Genomic DNA, 19,344 nt, shown 5'->3' with positions numbered 1-19,344 from the left:
ATTGGGGCACACTGACCAAACCCATGCGCTTTCTTTTTCTTCTTTTCTGCGTGTCCATTTCAATATATTCCCAAGAAAAGAAACGGATTACAGGTGTTGTTGTTCAAGAAAGAAACAATCTGCCGATTACAGATGCTCTCGCTACAATCGAGGGAACAGGCCTAAGTACAAAAACAGATGATAGTGGCCGTTTTGAGCTGTTAACGGAACTTGATGGGCCATATATTTTAAATATTTCAGCCATTGATTTTGTCACCCAACGGCTTTCAGTCGTTTTGGAGGGAAGTGACCTTGATATCGGTACACTGACCCTCAGACAAGATGTGACCCTTGAACAAACCGACAATCTGGTCACATTGACCGATGCACAACTCTCAGATGATGGTGAGACGATTTCAAATGCATCGGGATTGTTACAGGCGACCCGCGATGTGTTTTTGAACCGTGCGGCGTTTGATTTTTCACAGGCCTTTTTTCGTGTACGCGGCTACGACTCTAGAAATGGCCAAGTATTGATCAATGGCATTGTCATGAACCAATTTTTCAACGGTAGGCCGCAGTGGAATCATTGGGGAGGCCTAAATGACATAGTGCGAAATCAAGAATTCTCAAATGGACTGGAGCTCTCACCCTACACCTTTGGCGGTATCTTAGGCAATACGAATATTGACACGAGACCTTCGGGATTGCGGCCTGGCACACGCCTTTCCGCTTCGGCATCGAACCGAACGTATACTGGTAGGTTGATGGCCACTTATAATTCGGGACTACAAGAAAATGGACTCGCTTATGTTTTTTCGGCATCGCGACGCTGGGCAAAGGAAGGATACATTGACGGAACGTTGTACGACGCTTTTTCTTTTTTCGGTGCATTGGAGTATCAATTCAACGACAAAAACAGTGTGGCACTTACTGCTATTGTTGCAAAAAATCGACGGGGTCGCTCAGCACCCATCACAGAAGAGGTTTTTGAGTTAGCGGGAAATCGATACAATCCCTACTGGGGCGAGCAGCATGGTGACGTCAGAAATTCGCGGGAGCGTGATATTTTCGAACCTGTCACCATGCTCAATTATTATTTAGAGACTGAAAACTTTACATTGAATTCCGGTGTTGCCTACCAATTTGGCACCAATGCCAGAAGCCGCTTGGGGTATTTCAATGCCCCGAATCCTGACCCTACCTATTACCGCTATCTTCCTAGTTTTTACATCAATAATCCCATAGGTGCCGATTTCACCAATGCTGATTTGGCAAGGGAAGGGTTTTTGGCAAATCCACAATTGAATTGGGGCACTCTATATCTAGCCAATGCCAATGTGGCTAATCAGGGCAAGGCGGCTTATGTATTGTATGATGATACCGTAAAATCAAATCGCTTGTTCTTCAACAGTGTTGCAAACTGGAAGTTGAATGATGTCGTCAAATTGGATTTCGGTGTCGGATACCGAACCCTTTCCTCAGAAAATTATGCCGAGATTCAAGATGTATTGGGAGCGGATTTTCATGAGGATATTGACCCGTTTTCAGATACCCGAAACGATATTAATGGTGAGTTGGCGAAAACGGATGGTGCTATTTTCAATTACAACTATGAAATGGATGCCTCATTTTTTAATGCATTTGCCCAAGGCACAGCCAACCTTGGCAAATGGGATGCTTTTGTATCGACATCAATTTCAAGTACATCGTATCAAAGAAATGGACTTTTTCAGAACGAACGCTTTCCCGATACTTCATTGGGCAAAAGCGAAGAGGTTACTTTTTCAAACTACGGCATCAAAGGCGGATTGGGTTACCAATTGTCAGGAAGACATTGGTTAAAAGCCAATGGGGCTTACCTCACCCGCGCTCCTGTGCTTCAAAATATATTTATCAACCCTCGGGAGAACAATGAGGTGGTGCCAGAAATCCAGAGTGAAACGGTGACCTCCGTCGACTTGAATTACTTTATGAGATTGCCAGATTTGATGGCGCGTTTGACAGGATTCTATACCCGTTTTATGAACACCACCGACATCAATTTCTTTTTTGTCGATTCTGGTGTGGGTTCTGACTTTGTGCAAGAAGTGATTACGGATTTAGATCGGCTGCACATGGGGTTTGAACTGGGAGTGGAATATCGGGCATCTCCCACCGTAAAACTTTCTGCCGTGGCCAATGTAGGCAAATACATTTTTGCGAGCGACCCCTCGGTCACCATCAATTTTGATACCGCTGGGCAAGAAGAGCCCATCAACCAAGAAGGCAATATTGATTTGGGCATTGCGAACATCAAAGATTTAAAATTGGGACAGGGCCCTCAGACCGCAGGTTCTTTTGGTGTCGAGTACAGGGATCCAGACTATTGGTGGGTGGGTGCAACGGCAAATTACCTCGCCAATAATTTTATCAACATTTCGACCATTACGCGAACGCAGAGCTTTTTGTTGGATCCAGATACGGGAGAACGTTTTGTGGATGCCACCGACGAGAACGTAGCAAAATTATTGCAACAACAAGAACTGGATGATTTTTACCTGTTGAATTTGGTCGGTGGAAAGTCTTGGCTCAAAAACGGAAAGTACATGAGCATTTTCGCCAGCGTGAACAATCTGTTTGACACCCAATTCAGAACAGGAGGTTTCGAGCAGAGCCGCAATGGCAATTTTGGCCAGTTGCAACAAGATAATTTGAGAAACAACCCCACATTCGCACCGAGATTTTGGTACGGTTTCGGCCGCACCTACTTTTTGAATGTGGCATTTAGTTTTTAGTCAAAATAGAAGATGAATATTTGGATTGTCCCCTTGAGGGGACTTTAGGGGTGTATAAATGAGATTCAGGGAACTACATATTCGGTTAAGTCTATTGGTGCTGTTGGCTATGTTCATGTCTTGCATCAAAAACCAAGATGTTGACCCCATTGCCAATGCCTGCAATGAAAATTTAGTTGCCAATGCGACTTTTGCCCAAGTAAAGGCATTGTATCAAGGCGAGCTGTTGCGAATACAGGAAGATTGGGTCATCGAAGGCTATGTGGTCTCTTCCGATAGGAGCGGTAATTTCTTCAGCGTGCTCCATTTTCAGGATAGTCCCAACAATCCTACTGAAGGGTTTCAGATGGAAATCGATTTGTTTGAATCACATTTGCTGTTTGAACCGGGCAGTAAGATTTTCATAAAGACTAAAGGCCTGTACTTGGGGCAGAGTCGCGGCGTTTTCAAATTGGGCGGCACCTTTGCAGCCTTTGGCACCACCTCGGTAGGGCGTTTGCCGGCCCTGAAAATTCCAGAGCATCTATTTAGAAGCTGTGACCCCATAGCTGAGATTGTTCCGACCAGTCTCACTATTACAGAATTGGATAGTACCCTTGTCAGTACTTTGGTACGGTTCGATGGTTTGGAAATCTTTGAAGAAGAATTGGGCCTTGCCTTTACAGAACCCAGAGAGGAAACGGAACGCACACTCAGAGACTGTGATGGCAACGAGCTCATCTTTTTGAATTCGGGTTTTGCCGATTTTCAAGCAGAACTGCTTCCTGAAGGGAATGGGGCAATCACTGGAGTGTTGCTCCGTGAAAATGATGATTTTTTATTGGCCATTCGAGATTTGGAGGATATTGATTTTATCGGTGAACGCTGTGCAGCATCCCAAGTGACATCAAACCGAGTCTTCTTTTCAGAACTTGCGGATCCAAACAATAATACGGGTGCTCGATTTGTTGAACTGTATAACTCGGCTACTGAGCCTTTGAATCTGGATGGATGGACCATCCGAAGGTACACCAATGCAAACCAAGAGGTAAGCTCCACCATTGATTTGACCGGTTTTGCCATCGAAGCTGAAAACACCTTTGTGATTTCGCCCAATGCGGATGAATTTGAACGGGTATATGGTTTTGCACCTGATTTGGGAGTTTCCACAAATAGCCCTGCAGACTCTAACGGCGATGACAATCTTGAACTGGTCGACCCCTTCGGAACGGTGATTGATGTCTTCGGAATTGTGGGCGAAGATGGTTCAGGCACTAACCACGAATTTGAAGATGGCCGTGCCCTACGAAACAGTGCTATTTCTGAAGGGAATCCGACCTACACATTCGCTGAATGGATGGTCTTTAACGATACGGGCGGGGCGGGTACGACAAACTTTCCCCAGAATGCTCCTGAGGATTTCAGCCCTGGAATTCGGTAATAAAAGACCCACCATTGGGGCGGGTCATTATTAGATTTAAAATGGACTATTATTCTTTCCCACCCATATCCTCCGAAGGAAAATCATTGTGCGCCATAATTTCTTCCATTTGCAATACATGCCGTTCACAATGGCCTGCAGCAAACAAAAGCAATTGATACCCATCGACCACGCCAAAGGGCAAATCGGTATTGAATCGGTTTCTAAGGTCGTCATTGGTGGTTTTCACATAGTTGATGTGTTCGTCTCGCTTTTTGTTGAATGCTTTTACAGTTGCTTCGTGCGAACCGAATTTACCACTTGGTTCAAATGGTTCGGCGGTTTTCACTTTTTGCGAACGGTTGGTAATTTGGGCAAAAAGGTCATTGTCTTTCCACTGCACCGAATCTTTCAAGTGGGGAATGTTGCCTTCGGCAACGGTCTTTTTGACAAAATTTTCAAAGGCGTGCTCTGCAATCGTGATATGCTCAACGCACTCAGCAATCGACCAAGACTCGGCAGTTGCCTTAAAATTCAATTGTTCTTCGGTCAATCCATCAAGAACTTGCATCATGTGCTCTCTTGATTCAGTCAAATGCGCAACAGCATTAGTACGTTCTTCATCGGTCAGACCATTTTTTAAGGTAAAACACAGTATCAGAAGTAGTACAATCGGGAATAAAATCAATCTTTTCATCTGTTTATTTTTTGGTGAAACAATCTATTCGCTTTTGTGACGTACAAAAGGGTATACAATTGGACATGAAACACGAGAAAATGGTGTTTCGTAGTCTTATTATAAAAGTATGGTACAGAATGCGGTACAGTCAGGGGGGATTTATGCCAAAAAACAGGGGCATAAACACTCGGCTTTCTGAGATTGGAAGAATTTAGGGGATTATAAACCTAAATATTGAAAAAGCGATAGGAATTGGGTTAGACCACCACTGCCATGACCTCTTTAAGTTGTTCTACGGTGAGGGGTTTTAAAATGTAGTTGTGAACCACATCAAACTGTTTTGCCCTTTCCAGGTCTTCTTGGGCTATGGATGAGCTGACGACGTATACCAATACTTTTGTATCATTTTGATGGGGAATCTTTACGAATTCCTCCAAAAAATCCCAGCCATTCATGATGGGCATGTTGATATCCAATAAAATCACTTCAGGAAACTTTTCTCCGGCGGTATTGATTGCTTTTAATTCTTCAATCGCCTGTTGGCCATCATGGTACACCAAAATATTTTCGCTCAATTCTAATTCTCGTATCATTTTGGTGGTCCAGAACAAATAGATTTCATCATCGTCGATGACCCAAGTGGTTTTAATTTTTTTCTTCAATGTTCAACTTTTTTTGCTCTTTCAAAATCCAGTTTAAAAGTGGCACCCTTATCTACCTTGCTTTCGACGGAAATGTTTCCGCCCATGGCCTCAATTTGATTTTTGGTGATGAACAGGCCAATGCCCTTAGCATCTTTATGTCGGTGAAAGGTCTTGAACATGCCGAATATTTTATCACCATGACGCTCTAGGTCAATGCCCAAACCGTTATCCTTAAATTCTAGAACAATTCTCTTGTCACAAGCTTTTGAAGTTATTCTCAATAGCGGTGTTCGCTCTGGGGAACTGTATTTCAATGCGTTTGTGAACAAATTCAACAGGATACTGTCTAAATAGGCAGGTACCGCCTTTACTACATGGTCAGTTGAGACATCGACATCTATTTGGGCGTTTTTTTCTCCGATAAGAGCCTGAATATTGTTTTTGGCGTCTTTTACCGCTTGAACGAGATTGACCGTTTTCATCAACTGAAGAGCCGTGGTCTTTATTTGAACGACTTCGTTGAGGTGTGTAACGGTCTCATTGAGTCCGTTTGAGGCAGATTTGAGCATGCCCATTATTTTTTCCTTTTCTGAAGAATTTTTTTCCTTGTTCAGAAAATCAATCAACATCGACATGTTTGTGGAATGTGACCTCAGATTATGTGACACAATATGGGCAAAATTCAACAAGTTTTTATTTTGCTCCATGGTGATTTCGTTCAGTTTTTGCTGTTTTTCCTCAGCTTCTATACGCGAGGTGATATCAACAATCTGCGATATGAAATGTGACAGTGATCCATCAACGTTATAAACCCCGGTGACCGTCAAAAGCACATAGACCAAGTACCCCTTTTTATGGTAATATCGCTTTTCAATTTGATAAGAGTCGCGTTTGCCATCGATGAGTTCTTGCAATAGTTGAAGGTCTTTTTGCAGATCGTCGGGATGGGTAATATCCTGAAAGGTAAGCTGCATCAATTCTTCTATGGTGTAGCCTAAACTGTTGCAAACACTGTTGTTGACCTGAATCCATTTGCCATCCAATCCGACCAATGCCATACCAACCGAGGAGTTCTCGAAAGCACCGGCAAGCGATTCTTGGCTGCGCAACAGTTCAAGGCGGGTATTTTTGAGTACGGTGATATCATGATTGATCCCGATCATCTTCAAAGGATTGCCACTACTATCACGTTGAACGGTGGCATGGGCCTTGATATGGTTCACCTCACCATTTGGCTTTATGATCCTGAATTCGGTATCAAATTCTTTTTCACCCTTCAGTGCCAATTCAACCTCATGTTGGCTTCGTTCTTTGTCGTCGGGGTGTATGCTTGACTCCCACGCTTCAACGACTCCAGAAAAATCAGTTTTTTTTAGGCCATAAAGCTTGAACATATTGTCATCCCAAACCAATATGTTATCGACCACATTATAATCCCAGATACCGATTTTGGCTTCATTAGTGGCCAAAGCCAACCTTTTGGAAGCTTCATTATATTTGATTTGGGCTCTTTTCTTTTCATCAATGTCTTGAAAGGTGCCAAAAAGACGGACAGGTTTGCCGTCAACAATCTCAACCTCACCTTTGGCCCTGACCCACACTTCGTTACCGGTTGTGGTCACAATGATAAGTTCGGTATCCCACGGAACACCTTTTTCCATGGCAGTTTGTACCAGCCTTGAAATCTCTTCACGGTATTTGCCCTCCTTATAAAAGTTGACGCCCTCCTCAAGATTGGGAATGTAATCATCGGGCACTTCATGAATTTCTTTGGTAATTCGTGACCAAGTTACCTTGTTGTTGGTCAAGTCGACCTCCCAAAAGCCGATACGGGCAACGCTCAAAGCTTTTTCAAGCATTACTTCTCGCTGTTCTATTCCCAAGTCAACAAAGTTTCTCATACGGGTCACACCTCACTACCGTGATTTTCTAGAAAGGCAAAAATCTTACATAAGGTTAACATTCAATCGATAAAGGTAAGATTTTACTTATTATATGCGTAAGTAACATAATTTTTTTTCAATAGTTGTCTGTATGGCACCACAAAGTGGTTGGAGAGTTTTTTTACCTTTAGCCAAATGGAAGTTACAGTCACTTTTTTTAACGCGATTCGTTTAGGCGATTTGGCAACTATCGAGACGCTTTTAAGCAATCAACCCAATTTGTTGAAGGTACGCGATCAAAGAGGGTCTACACCGCTGATTCTGGCCACCTATTACAATCACCTTGACATAGTAAAGTTACTGTTGAAGCGTGGCGCCAAAGTCGATGAGAAAGATGCTTCGGGCAATACGGCTCTGATGGGGGTCTGTTTTAAAGGCTATGAAGCGATAGCAAAATTACTGATAGAACACGGTGGCAATGTGAATGCCACCAATGCAATGGGGGCATCAAGCTTGATATATGCCACCACCTTCAACCAATTACAGCTTGCCAAACTGCTTTTGGCACACAATGCTGATCCAGCACATAAAGATGCACGCGGACAAACCGCTTTGGACCATGCAAAAATGCAGGGAGCCCAACCTTTGATCGAGCTACTGGAAAATCATCAGGCGTTATGAACATAGCCCTCGTACAGTCGCATTTACTGTGGGAAAACCCAGGGGCCAACAGAAAAATGTTTTCTGAAAAGTTCGAGGGTATTTCTGAGGATGTGGACTTGATCATACTGCCTGAAATGTTCACCACAGGTTTTACGATGAATCCGCAACATATTGATGCATCCGAAGGCATGAAAACTGTGGAATGGATGCAATCTGAGGCCCAAAAACACAATTCGGCCCTGGTCGGAAGCTTGGCTTTTCAAGAAAAAGGCCGTTTTTACAATAGGTTATATTTTGTTGACCCAGATGGCAATCACTCCTTTTATGACAAGCGCCATACGTTCACCTTGGCGGGCGAGGATAAGGTATACCATCGTGGAGGTAAAAAAACACTTCATGAATATAAAGGTTTTCGGTTTTTTCCATTGATATGCTATGATCTGCGATTTCCGGTCTGGTCAAGAAATACAGATGATTACGATGTGCTGATCTATGTGGCCAACTGGCCCAAACCCCGAATCAATGCGTGGGATGCTTTGTTGAAGGCCCGTGCCATTGAGAACATGGCTTATTGCATTGGGGTAAACCGTATCGGGCTTGATGGAGATGGATATGAGTACTCTGGCCATTCAGCAGTGTATGATGTACTGGGCAACCAGTTGGCCTATTCTAACAAAGAGGAAATTGTATATGCGACACTTTCCAAAGAACACATTCAAACCACTAGGAAGAAATTGAGGTTTTTAGAAGATCGGGATGAGTTTACTCTGAAATGACAAAAGTTTCGTTCTTTTCCCAATTGGACCTGATTTCAATGATATCAGGATAATATTTGATACTCTCGGGCTGTATTTTTTTTAGATAGTTGCCCGTATCCCATTTTCCATTGCCATTTTCATCAAAAATGATGCGAACGCCGTAGTTGCCGGGCCTAAGATTGCTGAATTCATAGGGTTTTGGTTGGTCAGAGACAATCTCGCGTTCCAGTTCACCCTTTTCTGTTGTAAGCTGTATGATCAGAGGATAGGTGACCACCCCTGAAAGATTGAGTGTCAAATTACCAAAATCGGCATAGCTGCCCGTTGTCGGTTTGAAATTGAGGGTATCGTTCTGCTCCCCAAAAAAATCTTCAATTGCTCCCGGAAGTATGGTGATATCATACGATTGGTTATCAACAATATCAAAGTCAACATCAACTTTGTTGACTATGGTGTCAAGGGTCATCGAAAAGGGTACGTCAACAGTATCTTTATCGATAATGGAAACCTTACTTGAATCAATGTTGACCAAGGGCGTGTTGGCCAAAAGGTGAAATTTGTCTTCAAAACCGATTTGACTACGATGACTTGGGGTGAGTTGCAGCGTATCCATTTCCAGTTTTCGGGTTTTTACGGTAAACGTATCGATTGCCTGCAAGCGTTCATTGGTGACCGTAAAAATAATGGAATCGATATCTGTGGGTGTCAACCAATAGTTGAGCGTATCTTTTTCACGCTCTTTTTGAATGCGTGTCTTTACCGAATCGGGCATTGTGGTCAAGGTGTTGATGGCAATATCTTTACGCTCGCCCTGATACCCGAAAATGATTCGGTTTTTGGCCACATAACTGGGCACCGACGCACTGTAATCAGGCACTTCTTTGAACAGGGTCAGCAAATAAATGGAATCAGTAGGTAGCGTGATTGTATCCGTCAGAAAACCAATTTTATCCGCTCGCTGATCAAAAACATTGTTCTTTCCCTTATCTTTTATGGCAAACAATCGATAACTGCCCGCTTTCAGGTTGTTCAGTTGAAAAAGGGGCAGACTGTCCAACGTATTTGTAATATAATTGGGAGGATATTTGTAAATGGAAGAATCATTGTAGATACTATCAATCTCGTACAGCATCACACTGACAAACTGGTCGGCAGTGCGGTTAAAGGCATCCTTGACGGCGCCCGACAGTGATAATGAATCGATGTAATCCCCCGTGGAAAAGACATAGCTCAGAAAACTGTTCGGATTGCCCTCGTTGTTGTCAACGATGCTCTGCCCAAAATTGACCGTGTACGTGGTGTTCTCGCGCAATGTGTCCTTAAAAGTAAGCTCGATGTACTTGCTGGCACTGCCCTGGGGTGTTATTTCTGGCTGATATTTTAACGGGGGCGAGACCACCAATTGGTTTTGTACGTCTTCCAGTTTTATGTATTCATCAAAGTAGAGCCGTATGGTATTGCCATCAAAATTTGTGGTAAGGTTCTCAGGGTCGGTGCGCAACAGCACAGGAGGTTCAATATCTTTCGGGCCACCAGTGGGATTGCCCCTTCTGGCACACTGCCACAATGCGGCACACAACGCAAAAAGAAAGCACAAAATCAGAAATTTCCTGATGAGGTTCATGGCAAATTTATCAGCGACAAAGAAACGATAATTTAGAGCCTGTTTAAAAATTTGTGATTGAAATCCTTTATTGGCCATTTTTGACGCAGCAGGGCGCAAAAAGGGGCGTAAAATACAATCTACAAGTTTCTAGATTGGCTCTTAGCTCCCCAATTTAGGCACGAATGCCATTGTTGCCACATAAATTTCAATAGCTTTAACAGTGCTGAGTGCCTTGGCACACGCTTCAATGGTGGCCCCGGTGGTGATAACGTCATCGACCAACAACACTTTTTTGCCCGATAATGAATAGTCGGGGTTGGGCTCGTACAGATTTTGACTGCTTTTCCACCGAAAAAGACGGTCTTTTTTGGTCTGGGTGCGCGTATTGGCCGTTTTGTACAGCGCATCACCCAAGAATTGGGCTTTTAGGTGTTTTGCCATGCTTTTTCCGAAGGCATCCACTTGATTGTACCCTCTCTTTTTGAGTTTTTTAGGGTGTAGGGGTACAGGGATCACATAGTCAACTGCTTTTAAATGCCCCTGTCTTTTTAAGGTTTTTCCGAACCAATCCCCTAGAAACTCCCCAATAAGCTCTTGATTTTTGTATTTCAGGTGGTGCAATAGATTTTTTACCGTTCCAGTTGGTGAAAAATATAGCAAAGAAGCTGCCTTTTTGATACGGATTCTGCCATAAAATGTTTGGTCTACTTCGTTTTCTTTCAGGAAATTATGCCCTGTCACAGGCAAATCATGACGGCAAACGGTACATAAAAGATGTTCTGCATCCAATAAATGTGCATTACATCCAAAACATACCCTTGGCAATAGTATGGAATTAATAGCGTTTATTATTTTTGAAAACTGTGTTCGATTCAAATCGTATACCTACTTTTGCCACTTAATTTTCATGGAATCCCAAGATACCAAATTCAACTATAAGATTATTATGGCCGCTCTTGTTGCGGTTATCGTAGGTGTCTTGATTGCATTTTACTACAGCTACGCACAATCACAGAACCAGTTAAACTTTCTGGAACAAGAAAAATCGCTATTGGTGAAAGACATGAGCCTTATGAAAGCCGAGGTCGACAGACTGTCTGGCTTGAACGAGGTCAATGAGATTGATTTGCAAGATTCTCGTTTTCGTGTACAACAACTGCTCGATTCTGTTGGAAGGCTCAATTTTAACATTGCCAAGCTTAAAGAGAGCAGAAAAGAACTGCGCCAGCTTGAAATCAAGTTCGATAGCCTCAAACTCAAGAACAACTTTCTCCGCTACAACAACAGTCTATTGGCGAGCCGTTACGACGAGACCCGTAAACAACTTGAAGAACTCCGTGGCAAGAGCAGCTCATTGGCAGAAGCCGAGGCCTTGTTGCGGCAAAAGAACCAAGAGTTGAACCGTGAACTCAAACTTAAAAGTTATGTAAAGCTGCAAAATGGCGCGACAGAAGGCACCGCTTTTCGTTTGAGGGCCGGCAGGCCATTACAGACCAATAAGGCCTCAACCGTTGAAAAACTTCGTGGCTGTGTCACGATATTGGCCGATAATGACAAAAAGACCAAAACCAAGGTACTCTACTTTCAGTTTTTGGATCCCAACATGAAAATCATTGAAGACAACGCCAATACCATCTCGGTGAGTGGCAATACCTACAGCAAAAGGGTTGAATTGGTATACTTTGGCGAAGAGCTTGATGTCTGTGATGCCATTACGGTGCCTGCTGAATCGCTTGAAGAGGGCATTTACACTCTCAATGTATTTGAAGATGAACGTCTGCTATCTTCGGCAGAATTTCAACTGAAATAATTGCCCCCTTGAGGGTTCCGATAGCTATCGGGAAGCTAAGCAATGTAAAACATTGTGAGCAGGGGTTTTTTAAATAAATCGTTCAAACACAGAAATCTTTCGTTTTTCAATTTATCCCATTGTTTTACTTTTGCCCAATGGCAAATCAAGAAGACATTTTTAAGAAGGTCATCTCTCATGCTAAGGAGTATGGCTATATTTTTCAATCCAGTGAGATTTATGATGGCCTTAGTGCGGTATATGACTATGGCCAAAATGGGGCAGAGCTCAAGAAAAATATACGTGAATATTGGTGGCAGGCCATGGTGCAATTGCACGATAATATTGTGGGTATCGATGCGGCCATTTTTATGCACCCTACCACGTGGAAGGCTTCTGGCCACGTAGATGCCTTCAACGACCCCTTGATTGACAACAAGGATTCTAAAAAACGCTATCGTGCCGATGTGTTGGTCGAAGACCATGTGGCCAAAATTGAAGCTAAAATCGATAAAGAGGTAGCCAAAGCGGGCAAACGTTTTGGCGATGCTTTTGACAAGAAGCAGTTTTTGGCTACGAATCCACGGGTTTTGGGCTATCAAGAAAAAGTAAATGCCATTTTGAAACGATTGGGCAAATCGCTCGAAAACGAAGACTTGGCAGATGTAAAGGCTTTGATTGAAGAGCTGGAGATTGCCTGCCCGCTGTCAGGTTCAAAAAACTGGACGGATGTCAAACAGTTCAACCTGATGTTCGGTACCAAGCTTGGCGCTACCGCCGATAGTGCGATGGACTTGTACCTGCGACCAGAGACCGCGCAAGGTATTTTTGTCAACTTTTTGAACGTACAGAAAACGGGGCGGATGAAGATTCCCTTTGGCATTGCCCAAACCGGGAAGGCCTTTCGGAACGAAATTGTGGCCCGACAGTTTATTTTTAGGATGCGCGAGTTCGAACAGATGGAGATGCAGTATTTCATCAAGCCGGGTACCCAAAAGGAATGGTACGAAGCCTGGAAAGAAAAACGCATGAAATGGCACCTTTCCTTGGGCATGGGAGAGGACAACTACCGTTTTCACGACCATGAAAAATTGGCGCACTATGCCGATGCTGCCTGCGATATCGAGTTCAAGTTTCCTTTTGGATTTAAGGAGCTAGAAGGAATCCATTCCCGTACAGATTTCGACCTCGCCAACCATGAAAAATATTCGGGCAAAAAACTACAATATTTCGACCCTGAAACCAACGAAAGCTATGTGCCTTATGTTCTAGAGACTTCTATTGGTCTCGACCGGATGTTCTTGGCCATATTTTCGAATGCGTTGCAAGAAGAAGAGCTCGAAAACGGAAGCACACGCACCGTTTTAAAAATTCCCGCAGTGCTCGCACCCACCAAAGTGGCTGTTTTACCATTGCTGAAACGCGACGGACTGCCCAAAGTGGCAGAAAAACTGGTCAATGAACTCAAATGGGACTTTAATGTGGCTTATGACGAAAAAGATGCCGTGGGCCGACGTTACCGTCGCCAAGATGCTAATGGCACGCCATTCTGTGTCACCATTGACCACCAAACACTGGAAGATGACACCGTCACCATTCGTCATCGTGATAGTATGGAGCAGCAGCGTGTCAAACTTTCTGCGATCAAAGATATTATCGCTGAAGAAGTAGCCATGAAAGCATGGTTGCAAAAAGTTTGATACTTGGTATTGTCCCCTTCTTGCATCCAACGGGCATACGAGAGGAATGCATAACTTTAGAGGGTGCTTTTACTTTATTCTTCGAATCCATAGATAGTGGTGTGCATTCCCGCAATTTTCCACTGGCCATTTATCTTTTCCATAAGCCTGGTTTCCCGCTTTAGGCCTCGCAATGAGTCCTGTTGTTCATAAGTGACCCAAGCGCCGTTGTCATACAGCCGAACGTTAATATCATTGACCAATTCTGGAACTGGCTCAGGTTCAGGATGTTCTTCAATGAATGTTTTGACAAAACCGCTTATCTCATCCCATCCAACAGATTCAGAAAAACTATGTTCACCAAAGTCTATGTATGTTTTACTGATATCAGGGTCATGTACCCAGTAGCCTTTCCAACTTTCATAGTCCCTTTGAAAAGCAGCTTTGGTTTCGTTGTTCAGGGTATTTAAAATGGCTGCTCTTTCTTGTTCGTAACTGACGGTTTCATTAACCTCAGGCGTTGTTTTTTCATGGGTCGCTTCTTTACAGCCAATCGCATAAAACAAAATGGCGAAGAAGGGTATTAATAATGTCTTGCGAATCATATCAGTATTTTATTCATGTACTCGTATCTAAGATAACAAAAACAATAGGATCGTTATGATACCATAACCAATCCCAATATCCACATAACACATTTTAATCAATCGTTTACATTTCCCATCTATAGGAGTTGTAATTTTAAGATGTATAACCGAAAACACTATCGACATGAATAATAACAACCCACATTCCAACGGCCATGGCGAGGCTTGGGATGTCAATGAATCAACAGCCAAATGTCCGTTTTTGAACGGAGAACTGAATGCCGCTGCTGGTGGCGGCACCACCAATAAAGACTGGTGGCCCAACGCCCTTAATCTGAACATCCTGCGCCAACATTCTGAACTGGCCGACCCTATGGACAAGGATTTTGACTATGCTGAGGAATTCAAAAAACTGGATCTATCGGCAATCAAAAAAGACTTGACCGATTTGATGACGGATAGCCAAGACTGGTGGCCTGCCGATTATGGCCACTACGGTCCTTTTTTCATTCGTATGGCATGGCATGCAGCAGGTACATACCGTATTGCCGATGGTCGCGGTGGTGGCGGTACTGGCGCACAACGCTTTGCTCCTCTCAACAGCTGGCCCGACAATGCGAATTTAGACAAGGCCAGATTGCTGCTATGGCCCATCAAGCAGAAATATGGCAAAAAAATCTCTTGGGCCGACCTCTTGATTTTGGCGGGCAATGTGGCCCATGAGAGTATGGGTCTGCCCATGTATGGTTTTGGTGGCGGCCGAGAAGACATCTGGCAACCCGAAGAAGACATTTACTGGGGCTCAGAAGGTGAGTGGCTGGGCAACAAACAACGTTACAGCAAGGATGGTGAATTGGAAAATCCGCTTGGGGCAGCCCACATGGGGTTGATTTATGTGAATCCCGAGGGCCCGAATGCGAATCCTGATCCAGTTGCTGCAGCACATGATATACGTGAGACCTTTGGCCGTATGGCGATGAACGATTATGAGACTGTGGCCTTGATTGCTGGCGGGCATACCTTTGGCAAGACCCATGGAGCGGCACCCGATACAGAATATGTGGAAGTAGAACCAGCAGGGGCATCCATCGAAATGCAGAGCATGGGCTGGAAGAACAACTTCGGAAGCGGTGTCGGCAATGACACGATTACTAGCGGACTTGAAGGGGCATGGACGGATACCCCCATCAAATGGAGTCATAAGTATTTGGAAAATCTTTTTAATTACGAATGGGAACTCACCAAGAGTCCAGCCGGGGCACATCAATGGAAACCCAAGGATGGAGCTGGCGCAGGAACTATTCCTGATGCACATGACCCGAGCAAAAAACATGCACCCTTTATGTTGACTACGGATTTGTCGCTTCGTATGGATCCTGATTATGAAAAGATTTCAAGACGTTTCTTGGAAAATCCCGACGAGTTCAAGGAAGCCTATCAAAAAGCGTGGTTCAAATTGACGCACCGTGATATGGGGCCAAAAGAATGCTATTTGGGTGCTGAGGTGCCCCAAGAAGATTTGGTTTGGCAAGACCCCATACCAGCGGTTGACCATGAGTTGATCAATGATGCAGATATTTCAGAGTTGAAGAAACGCATTTTGGCCTCTGGCCTATCGATTTCTGAACTGGTGTCCACGGCATGGGCCTCTGCCTCAACATTTAGGGGTTCTGACAAACGTGGTGGTGCAAATGGTGCCCGAATCCGTTTTGCGCCGCAGAAGAATTGGGAAGTCAACAATCCACAACAATTGAATAAAGTTTTGGAGACTTTGGAAGGAGTTCAAAAGGAATTCAACGATGCCCAATCGGGGAACAAGAAAGTTTCATTGGCCGATTTGATTGTGTTGGGAGGAAATGCCGCGGTTGAGGAAGCCGCTCAAAATGCCGGTCATGGCGTAAGTGTGCCGTTCACACCCGGTCGCATGGATGCTCTGGAAGAACAGACGGATGCCGAAGCTTTTGATGCCTTGGAGCCGCGAGCTGATGGTTTCCGCAATTATGTAAAAGGAAATCCCAATACAAGGGCCGAAGAACTGTTGGTAGATAAAGCACAATTGCTCACGTTGACAGCACCTGAAATGACGGTATTGGTTGGGGGGATGCGTGTTTTGAACACCAATTATAATGGTTCTTCGCATGGGGCTTTCACCGACAAGAGTGATGCCTTAACCAATGATTTCTTTGTGAATCTATTGGATTTAAGCACAAAGTGGAAAGCGGTCGATGGCGATGAAACCGTTTTTGAGGGTACCGACCGAAAAACGGGCAAAACCAATTGGACCGGCACCCGAGCTGATCTCATCTTTGGCTCAAACACTGAACTTCGTGCTTTGGCCGAGGTATATGCGTGTGACGACGCCAAAGAGAAATTCGTAAAGGATTTTGTCAAAGCTTGGAACAAGGTGATGAATTTGGATCGCTTTGACCTGAACTAACAATTGTTATGAAATGAAAAAGTGATAGCGTCCGCCAATGGCGGACGCTTTTTTATTGAAAATTGGGAAAACTTCCACCTTTGATGGAAGTCCGCTCTTTTGGTTTTACCATTTTGCAAGGTTCCAATTTTAATCCACAGGCTCTATCCGTCTTGGTAGGGAAACACCCCTAAGGTCCCCTCAAGGGGACAATTTGACCGGTATGGATTCCTCCCTTGAGGGAGGAGTAAGGAGGGTGTCTTTAAAAACTCTTCTAGAGCTTGATCAAAGCCACCACCAATGGTAGCTGATATTTACTGTTACCTGATAAAAGACTACTCTTTCATCAAACTAATCGCCAATCCTCCACCTTCTTTAAGGGGAAAGTTTTTTGAATCCCCTTTTTTGATCTCCATATTTTCAATGATAAGGGCTTCGGGATTGTTTCTATAATGTGCGTCGTCGGCATCCCGATAAATCAAGGCCTTATAATTTTTTCCATCCTCTAAAAAATCAAAATCTATGGTGATATTGCGGGCATTTTCATCAGTAATGGCCCCTACAAACCAATGACCAGTTTCGTACTCTTCACGGGCGATGGTGACAAAATCGCCTACTTCACCATTCAAAACTTTAGATTGCTCCCAATCAACCCCTACGTCACGTATGAACTGCATGGCCGGTTGCCCCTCATAATTTTCAGGGAGGTCACAGGCCATTTGAATGGGACTGTAGATGACCACGTACAACGCCAATTGTTGGGCCAGTGTTGTATTGATTTGATTATTGGGCTTGGTGGGTAAGGCCATATCAAAAGCCCCCGGGGTGAAATCAATCGGGCCGGACAACATTCGTGTAAACGCCACGATGGGTAAATGCCCAGGCGGATTGCCCCCATCAGTCGCCCATGCATTGAACTCTTGGCCACGAAGGCCTTCCCTAGAAATGGCATTGGGATAGGTGCGTCGCAATCCCGTTGCTTTGATGGGTTCGTGTGCATTGATGGCCACTTCATATTTTGCTGCGGTTTCTAACACCTTTCGGTAGTGGTTGACCATATATTGCCCGTGATGGTACTCACCTTTGGGAATGATTTTGCCCACATAACCCGTTTTTACTGAATGGATGCCCAAGTCTTTCATTAAGCTATAGGCGGTATCCAATTGTTTTTCATAGGTTCCAGTGGCCGCTGAGGTTTCGTGGTGCATGATGAGCTCGACACCCTTTTCTTTGGCATAAGTGGCCAAGGTTTTGATGTCATAATCGGGATACGGGGTCACAAAATCAAAAACACCTTCACGGTCTTCGAAGCCAATCCAACGCTCCCAACCCGTATTCCATCCTTCGACCAAAACTCCACCTAAACCGTTATCCGCGGCAAAGTCAATATATTTTTTAGTGTTTTCAGTAGTGGCACTGTGTTTACCGTGGGCCTTGCCCACATCTTGCCATACGCCGTTTTCATCCATTTCCATACCATAATCCCAAGTGCCTTTTTCAATGTGCATTTCCCACCAGATGCCATTGTACTTCATGGGTGTGAACCATGAAACGTGACCAAGAACATTGGGTTCGTTCAAGTTGACTATCAATTTTGAATCGATGAGTTCCGTCGCTTTGTCTGCAATTTGAATCGTGCGCCATGGGGTTTTGAAAGGAAGGGTTACTTTGGCCTTGTGGCCCTGTCGTTCCGAACCGACCAATTCACTGGTCAATATCAAGTTTTTGGAATCCACTTTTAAGGTCATTCCCGAATAGTTGGTCAAATTGGCTTCGTGAAAACTGAGGTGCAGTCCATCATCGGTGCGCATGGTAACCGGAGTGTTCACCGCATTCTCGGGAATATAGGTCGCGGCCAAATTTGGGTCATTCCGTTTGGAGAGCGCATCGATTTCCGAGACTTTGGTGGTGCTGTACAGATGTTCGTAGATGTCCCAATCCCCAGGAATCCACCATGCCGTATGGTCGCCGGTCAGTTGAAACTCGGTATGTTCATCCATAATCGTGAGACTCTCCAACCCTTCTTGCTCAGGAAACTCATACCGAAAGGCAACCCCGTCGTCATAGGCCTTAAAATGGATGTGCAGCCTGCGATTGGGCGTCTCTCTTTCCTGAAGTTGCACCAAAAGGCCATTATAGTGATTACGAACTTCACGCTGTTCGCCCCAGGGCATTTCCCAAGTTTCATCCATGGCATCCATTTGGGTGTTCACAATCTCAAAACCATTTTTAAAGGGATTTTGGTCTTTGAAATCGAATGCCATCGAAGAGGTGTCGATAACCGTTTTGTTGTTGTGCATGACTACGTAGTTTGGAATGCCATCCGCTGTCAAGTTAAAGTGTATCGCATTCTTGCCGTTTGGGGAGGTGACGGTGGTTTCCCAGTTATCCTTTTGGCAGGAGATAAGAGCTATGGCAGCTAAGAGAGTGATTGATTTTTTCATTTTATGGGATTCAAAATATCTATTAAAAATAAGGTAATTAT

General features: G+C 44.2%; 14 protein-coding genes. 7 read left to right on the top strand and 7 right to left on the bottom strand.

Annotated elements, in window-relative coordinates; all coding sequences use genetic code 11:
• Nucleotides 1-23 precede the first annotated feature (23 nt).
• Together AAAH86_RS13595 and AAAH86_RS13590 are read left to right on the top strand one after the other, a co-directional pair.
• Nucleotides 24-2,756 carry a carboxypeptidase-like regulatory domain-containing protein gene (locus AAAH86_RS13595; protein WP_343488194.1) on the top strand — a complete coding sequence of 911 codons (2,733 nt, stop codon included), beginning with the start codon at nucleotides 24-26 and terminating at the stop codon, nucleotides 2,754-2,756.
• 58 nt (nucleotides 2,757-2,814) lie between these two features.
• Complete coding sequence (locus AAAH86_RS13590; protein WP_343488193.1) at nucleotides 2,815-4,176, top strand: DUF5689 domain-containing protein; 1,362 nt, start codon at nucleotides 2,815-2,817, stop codon at nucleotides 4,174-4,176.
• A 49-nt stretch (nucleotides 4,177-4,225) separates the two neighbouring features.
• On the opposite strand, the gene AAAH86_RS13585 is transcribed toward AAAH86_RS13590, so the two are convergent.
• The 3 genes from AAAH86_RS13585 to AAAH86_RS13575 form a co-directional block, all read right to left on the bottom strand.
• On the bottom strand, nucleotides 4,226-4,852 hold the full coding sequence (locus tag AAAH86_RS13585) for a DinB family protein (protein WP_343488192.1): 627 nt from the start codon (nucleotides 4,850-4,852) through the stop codon (nucleotides 4,226-4,228).
• Nucleotides 4,853-5,091: 239 nt separating this feature from the next.
• Nucleotides 5,092-5,496: a response regulator gene (locus tag AAAH86_RS13580; RefSeq protein ID WP_343488191.1), complete on the bottom strand. Its 405-nt coding sequence runs from the start codon at nucleotides 5,494-5,496 to the stop codon at nucleotides 5,092-5,094.
• Nucleotides 5,493-7,379, bottom strand: a complete 1,887-nt coding sequence (locus tag AAAH86_RS13575) for a PAS domain-containing protein (RefSeq protein WP_343488190.1) — start codon at nucleotides 7,377-7,379, stop codon at nucleotides 5,493-5,495. Before AAAH86_RS13575 ends, AAAH86_RS13580 begins: the two co-directional genes overlap by 4 nt.
• A 177-nt stretch (nucleotides 7,380-7,556) precedes the next feature.
• On the opposite strand from AAAH86_RS13575, the gene AAAH86_RS13570 reads away from it, so the two are divergent.
• Nucleotides 7,557-8,042: an ankyrin repeat domain-containing protein gene (locus AAAH86_RS13570; protein WP_343488189.1), complete on the top strand. Its 486-nt coding sequence runs from the start codon at nucleotides 7,557-7,559 to the stop codon at nucleotides 8,040-8,042.
• Entirely contained in the window at nucleotides 8,039-8,800 is a 762-nt protein-coding gene (locus AAAH86_RS13565; protein WP_343488188.1) for an amidohydrolase, read from the top strand. Before AAAH86_RS13570 ends, AAAH86_RS13565 begins: the two co-directional genes overlap by 4 nt.
• On the opposite strand, the gene AAAH86_RS13560 is transcribed toward AAAH86_RS13565, so the two are convergent.
• Both AAAH86_RS13560 and AAAH86_RS13555 read right to left on the bottom strand, forming a co-directional pair.
• Nucleotides 8,787-10,484: an Ig-like domain-containing protein gene (locus tag AAAH86_RS13560; RefSeq protein WP_343488187.1), complete on the bottom strand. Its 1,698-nt coding sequence runs from the start codon at nucleotides 10,482-10,484 to the stop codon at nucleotides 8,787-8,789. The genes AAAH86_RS13565 and AAAH86_RS13560 overlap by 14 nt on opposite strands.
• Nucleotides 10,485-10,547: 63 nt before the next feature.
• Nucleotides 10,548-11,264 carry a ComF family protein gene (locus AAAH86_RS13555; protein ID WP_343488186.1) on the bottom strand — a complete coding sequence of 239 codons (717 nt, stop codon included), beginning with the start codon at nucleotides 11,262-11,264 and terminating at the stop codon, nucleotides 10,548-10,550.
• A 31-nt stretch (nucleotides 11,265-11,295) separates the two neighbouring features.
• Here AAAH86_RS13555 and AAAH86_RS13550 point away from each other — a divergent pair, with 31 nt between their 5' ends.
• Nucleotides 11,296-12,198, top strand: coding sequence for a hypothetical protein (locus tag AAAH86_RS13550; protein WP_343488185.1), 903 nt, complete (start codon nucleotides 11,296-11,298; stop codon nucleotides 12,196-12,198).
• A gap of 137 nt (nucleotides 12,199-12,335) precedes the next feature.
• Complete coding sequence (locus AAAH86_RS13545) at nucleotides 12,336-13,877, top strand: glycine--tRNA ligase (RefSeq protein WP_343488184.1); 1,542 nt, start codon at nucleotides 12,336-12,338, stop codon at nucleotides 13,875-13,877.
• A 74-nt stretch (nucleotides 13,878-13,951) separates the two neighbouring features.
• On the opposite strand, the gene AAAH86_RS13540 is transcribed toward AAAH86_RS13545, so the two are convergent.
• A complete protein-coding gene (locus tag AAAH86_RS13540) occupies nucleotides 13,952-14,461 on the bottom strand; it encodes a nuclear transport factor 2 family protein (RefSeq protein ID WP_343488183.1) in 510 nt (169 codons plus the stop codon).
• Between the two features lie 166 nt (nucleotides 14,462-14,627).
• Between AAAH86_RS13540 and katG the strand changes: the two genes are divergently transcribed.
• Nucleotides 14,628-16,880, top strand: a complete 2,253-nt coding sequence (gene katG / locus AAAH86_RS13535; protein ID WP_343488182.1) for a catalase/peroxidase HPI — start codon at nucleotides 14,628-14,630, stop codon at nucleotides 16,878-16,880.
• A gap of 314 nt (nucleotides 16,881-17,194) precedes the next feature.
• Here the strand turns inward: katG and AAAH86_RS13530 are convergent, their stop codons facing one another.
• Entirely contained in the window at nucleotides 17,195-19,303 is a 2,109-nt protein-coding gene (locus tag AAAH86_RS13530; RefSeq protein ID WP_343488181.1) for a glycoside hydrolase family 97 protein, read from the bottom strand.
• Nucleotides 19,304-19,344: the final 41 nt, after the last annotated feature.

It is taken from the genome of Allomuricauda sp. d1, from assembly GCF_039592695.1.
Taxonomy (GTDB): Bacteria; Bacteroidota; Bacteroidia; order Flavobacteriales; family Flavobacteriaceae; genus Flagellimonas_A.
Note: the sequence above shows the minus strand (reverse complement) of the source record. Positions and strands in the feature narration are given on the sequence as shown.

What these genes read in the sequence shown, in the direction of transcription:
- AAAH86_RS13595 (WP_343488194.1), top strand. Translation starts at nt 24, where the DNA reads ATGCGCTTTCTTTTTCTTCTTTTCTGCGTGTCCATTTCAATATATTCC.
- AAAH86_RS13590 (WP_343488193.1), top strand. Translation starts at nt 2,815, where the DNA reads ATGAGATTCAGGGAACTACATATTCGGTTAAGTCTATTGGTGCTGTTG.
- AAAH86_RS13585 (WP_343488192.1), bottom strand. Translation starts at nt 4,852, where the DNA reads ATGAAAAGATTGATTTTATTCCCGATTGTACTACTTCTGATACTGTGT.
- AAAH86_RS13575 (WP_343488190.1), bottom strand. Translation starts at nt 7,379, where the DNA reads ATGAGAAACTTTGTTGACTTGGGAATAGAACAGCGAGAAGTAATGCTT.
- AAAH86_RS13570 (WP_343488189.1), top strand. Translation starts at nt 7,557, where the DNA reads ATGGAAGTTACAGTCACTTTTTTTAACGCGATTCGTTTAGGCGATTTG.
- AAAH86_RS13565 (WP_343488188.1), top strand. Translation starts at nt 8,039, where the DNA reads ATGAACATAGCCCTCGTACAGTCGCATTTACTGTGGGAAAACCCAGGG.
- AAAH86_RS13560 (WP_343488187.1), bottom strand. Translation starts at nt 10,484, where the DNA reads ATGGCCAATAAAGGATTTCAATCACAAATTTTTAAACAGGCTCTAAAT.
- AAAH86_RS13550 (WP_343488185.1), top strand. Translation starts at nt 11,296, where the DNA reads ATGGAATCCCAAGATACCAAATTCAACTATAAGATTATTATGGCCGCT.
- AAAH86_RS13545 (WP_343488184.1), top strand. Translation starts at nt 12,336, where the DNA reads ATGGCAAATCAAGAAGACATTTTTAAGAAGGTCATCTCTCATGCTAAG.
- AAAH86_RS13540 (WP_343488183.1), bottom strand. Translation starts at nt 14,461, where the DNA reads ATGATTCGCAAGACATTATTAATACCCTTCTTCGCCATTTTGTTTTAT.
- katG (WP_343488182.1), top strand. Translation starts at nt 14,628, where the DNA reads ATGAATAATAACAACCCACATTCCAACGGCCATGGCGAGGCTTGGGAT.
- AAAH86_RS13530 (WP_343488181.1), bottom strand. Translation starts at nt 19,303, where the DNA reads ATGAAAAAATCAATCACTCTCTTAGCTGCCATAGCTCTTATCTCCTGC.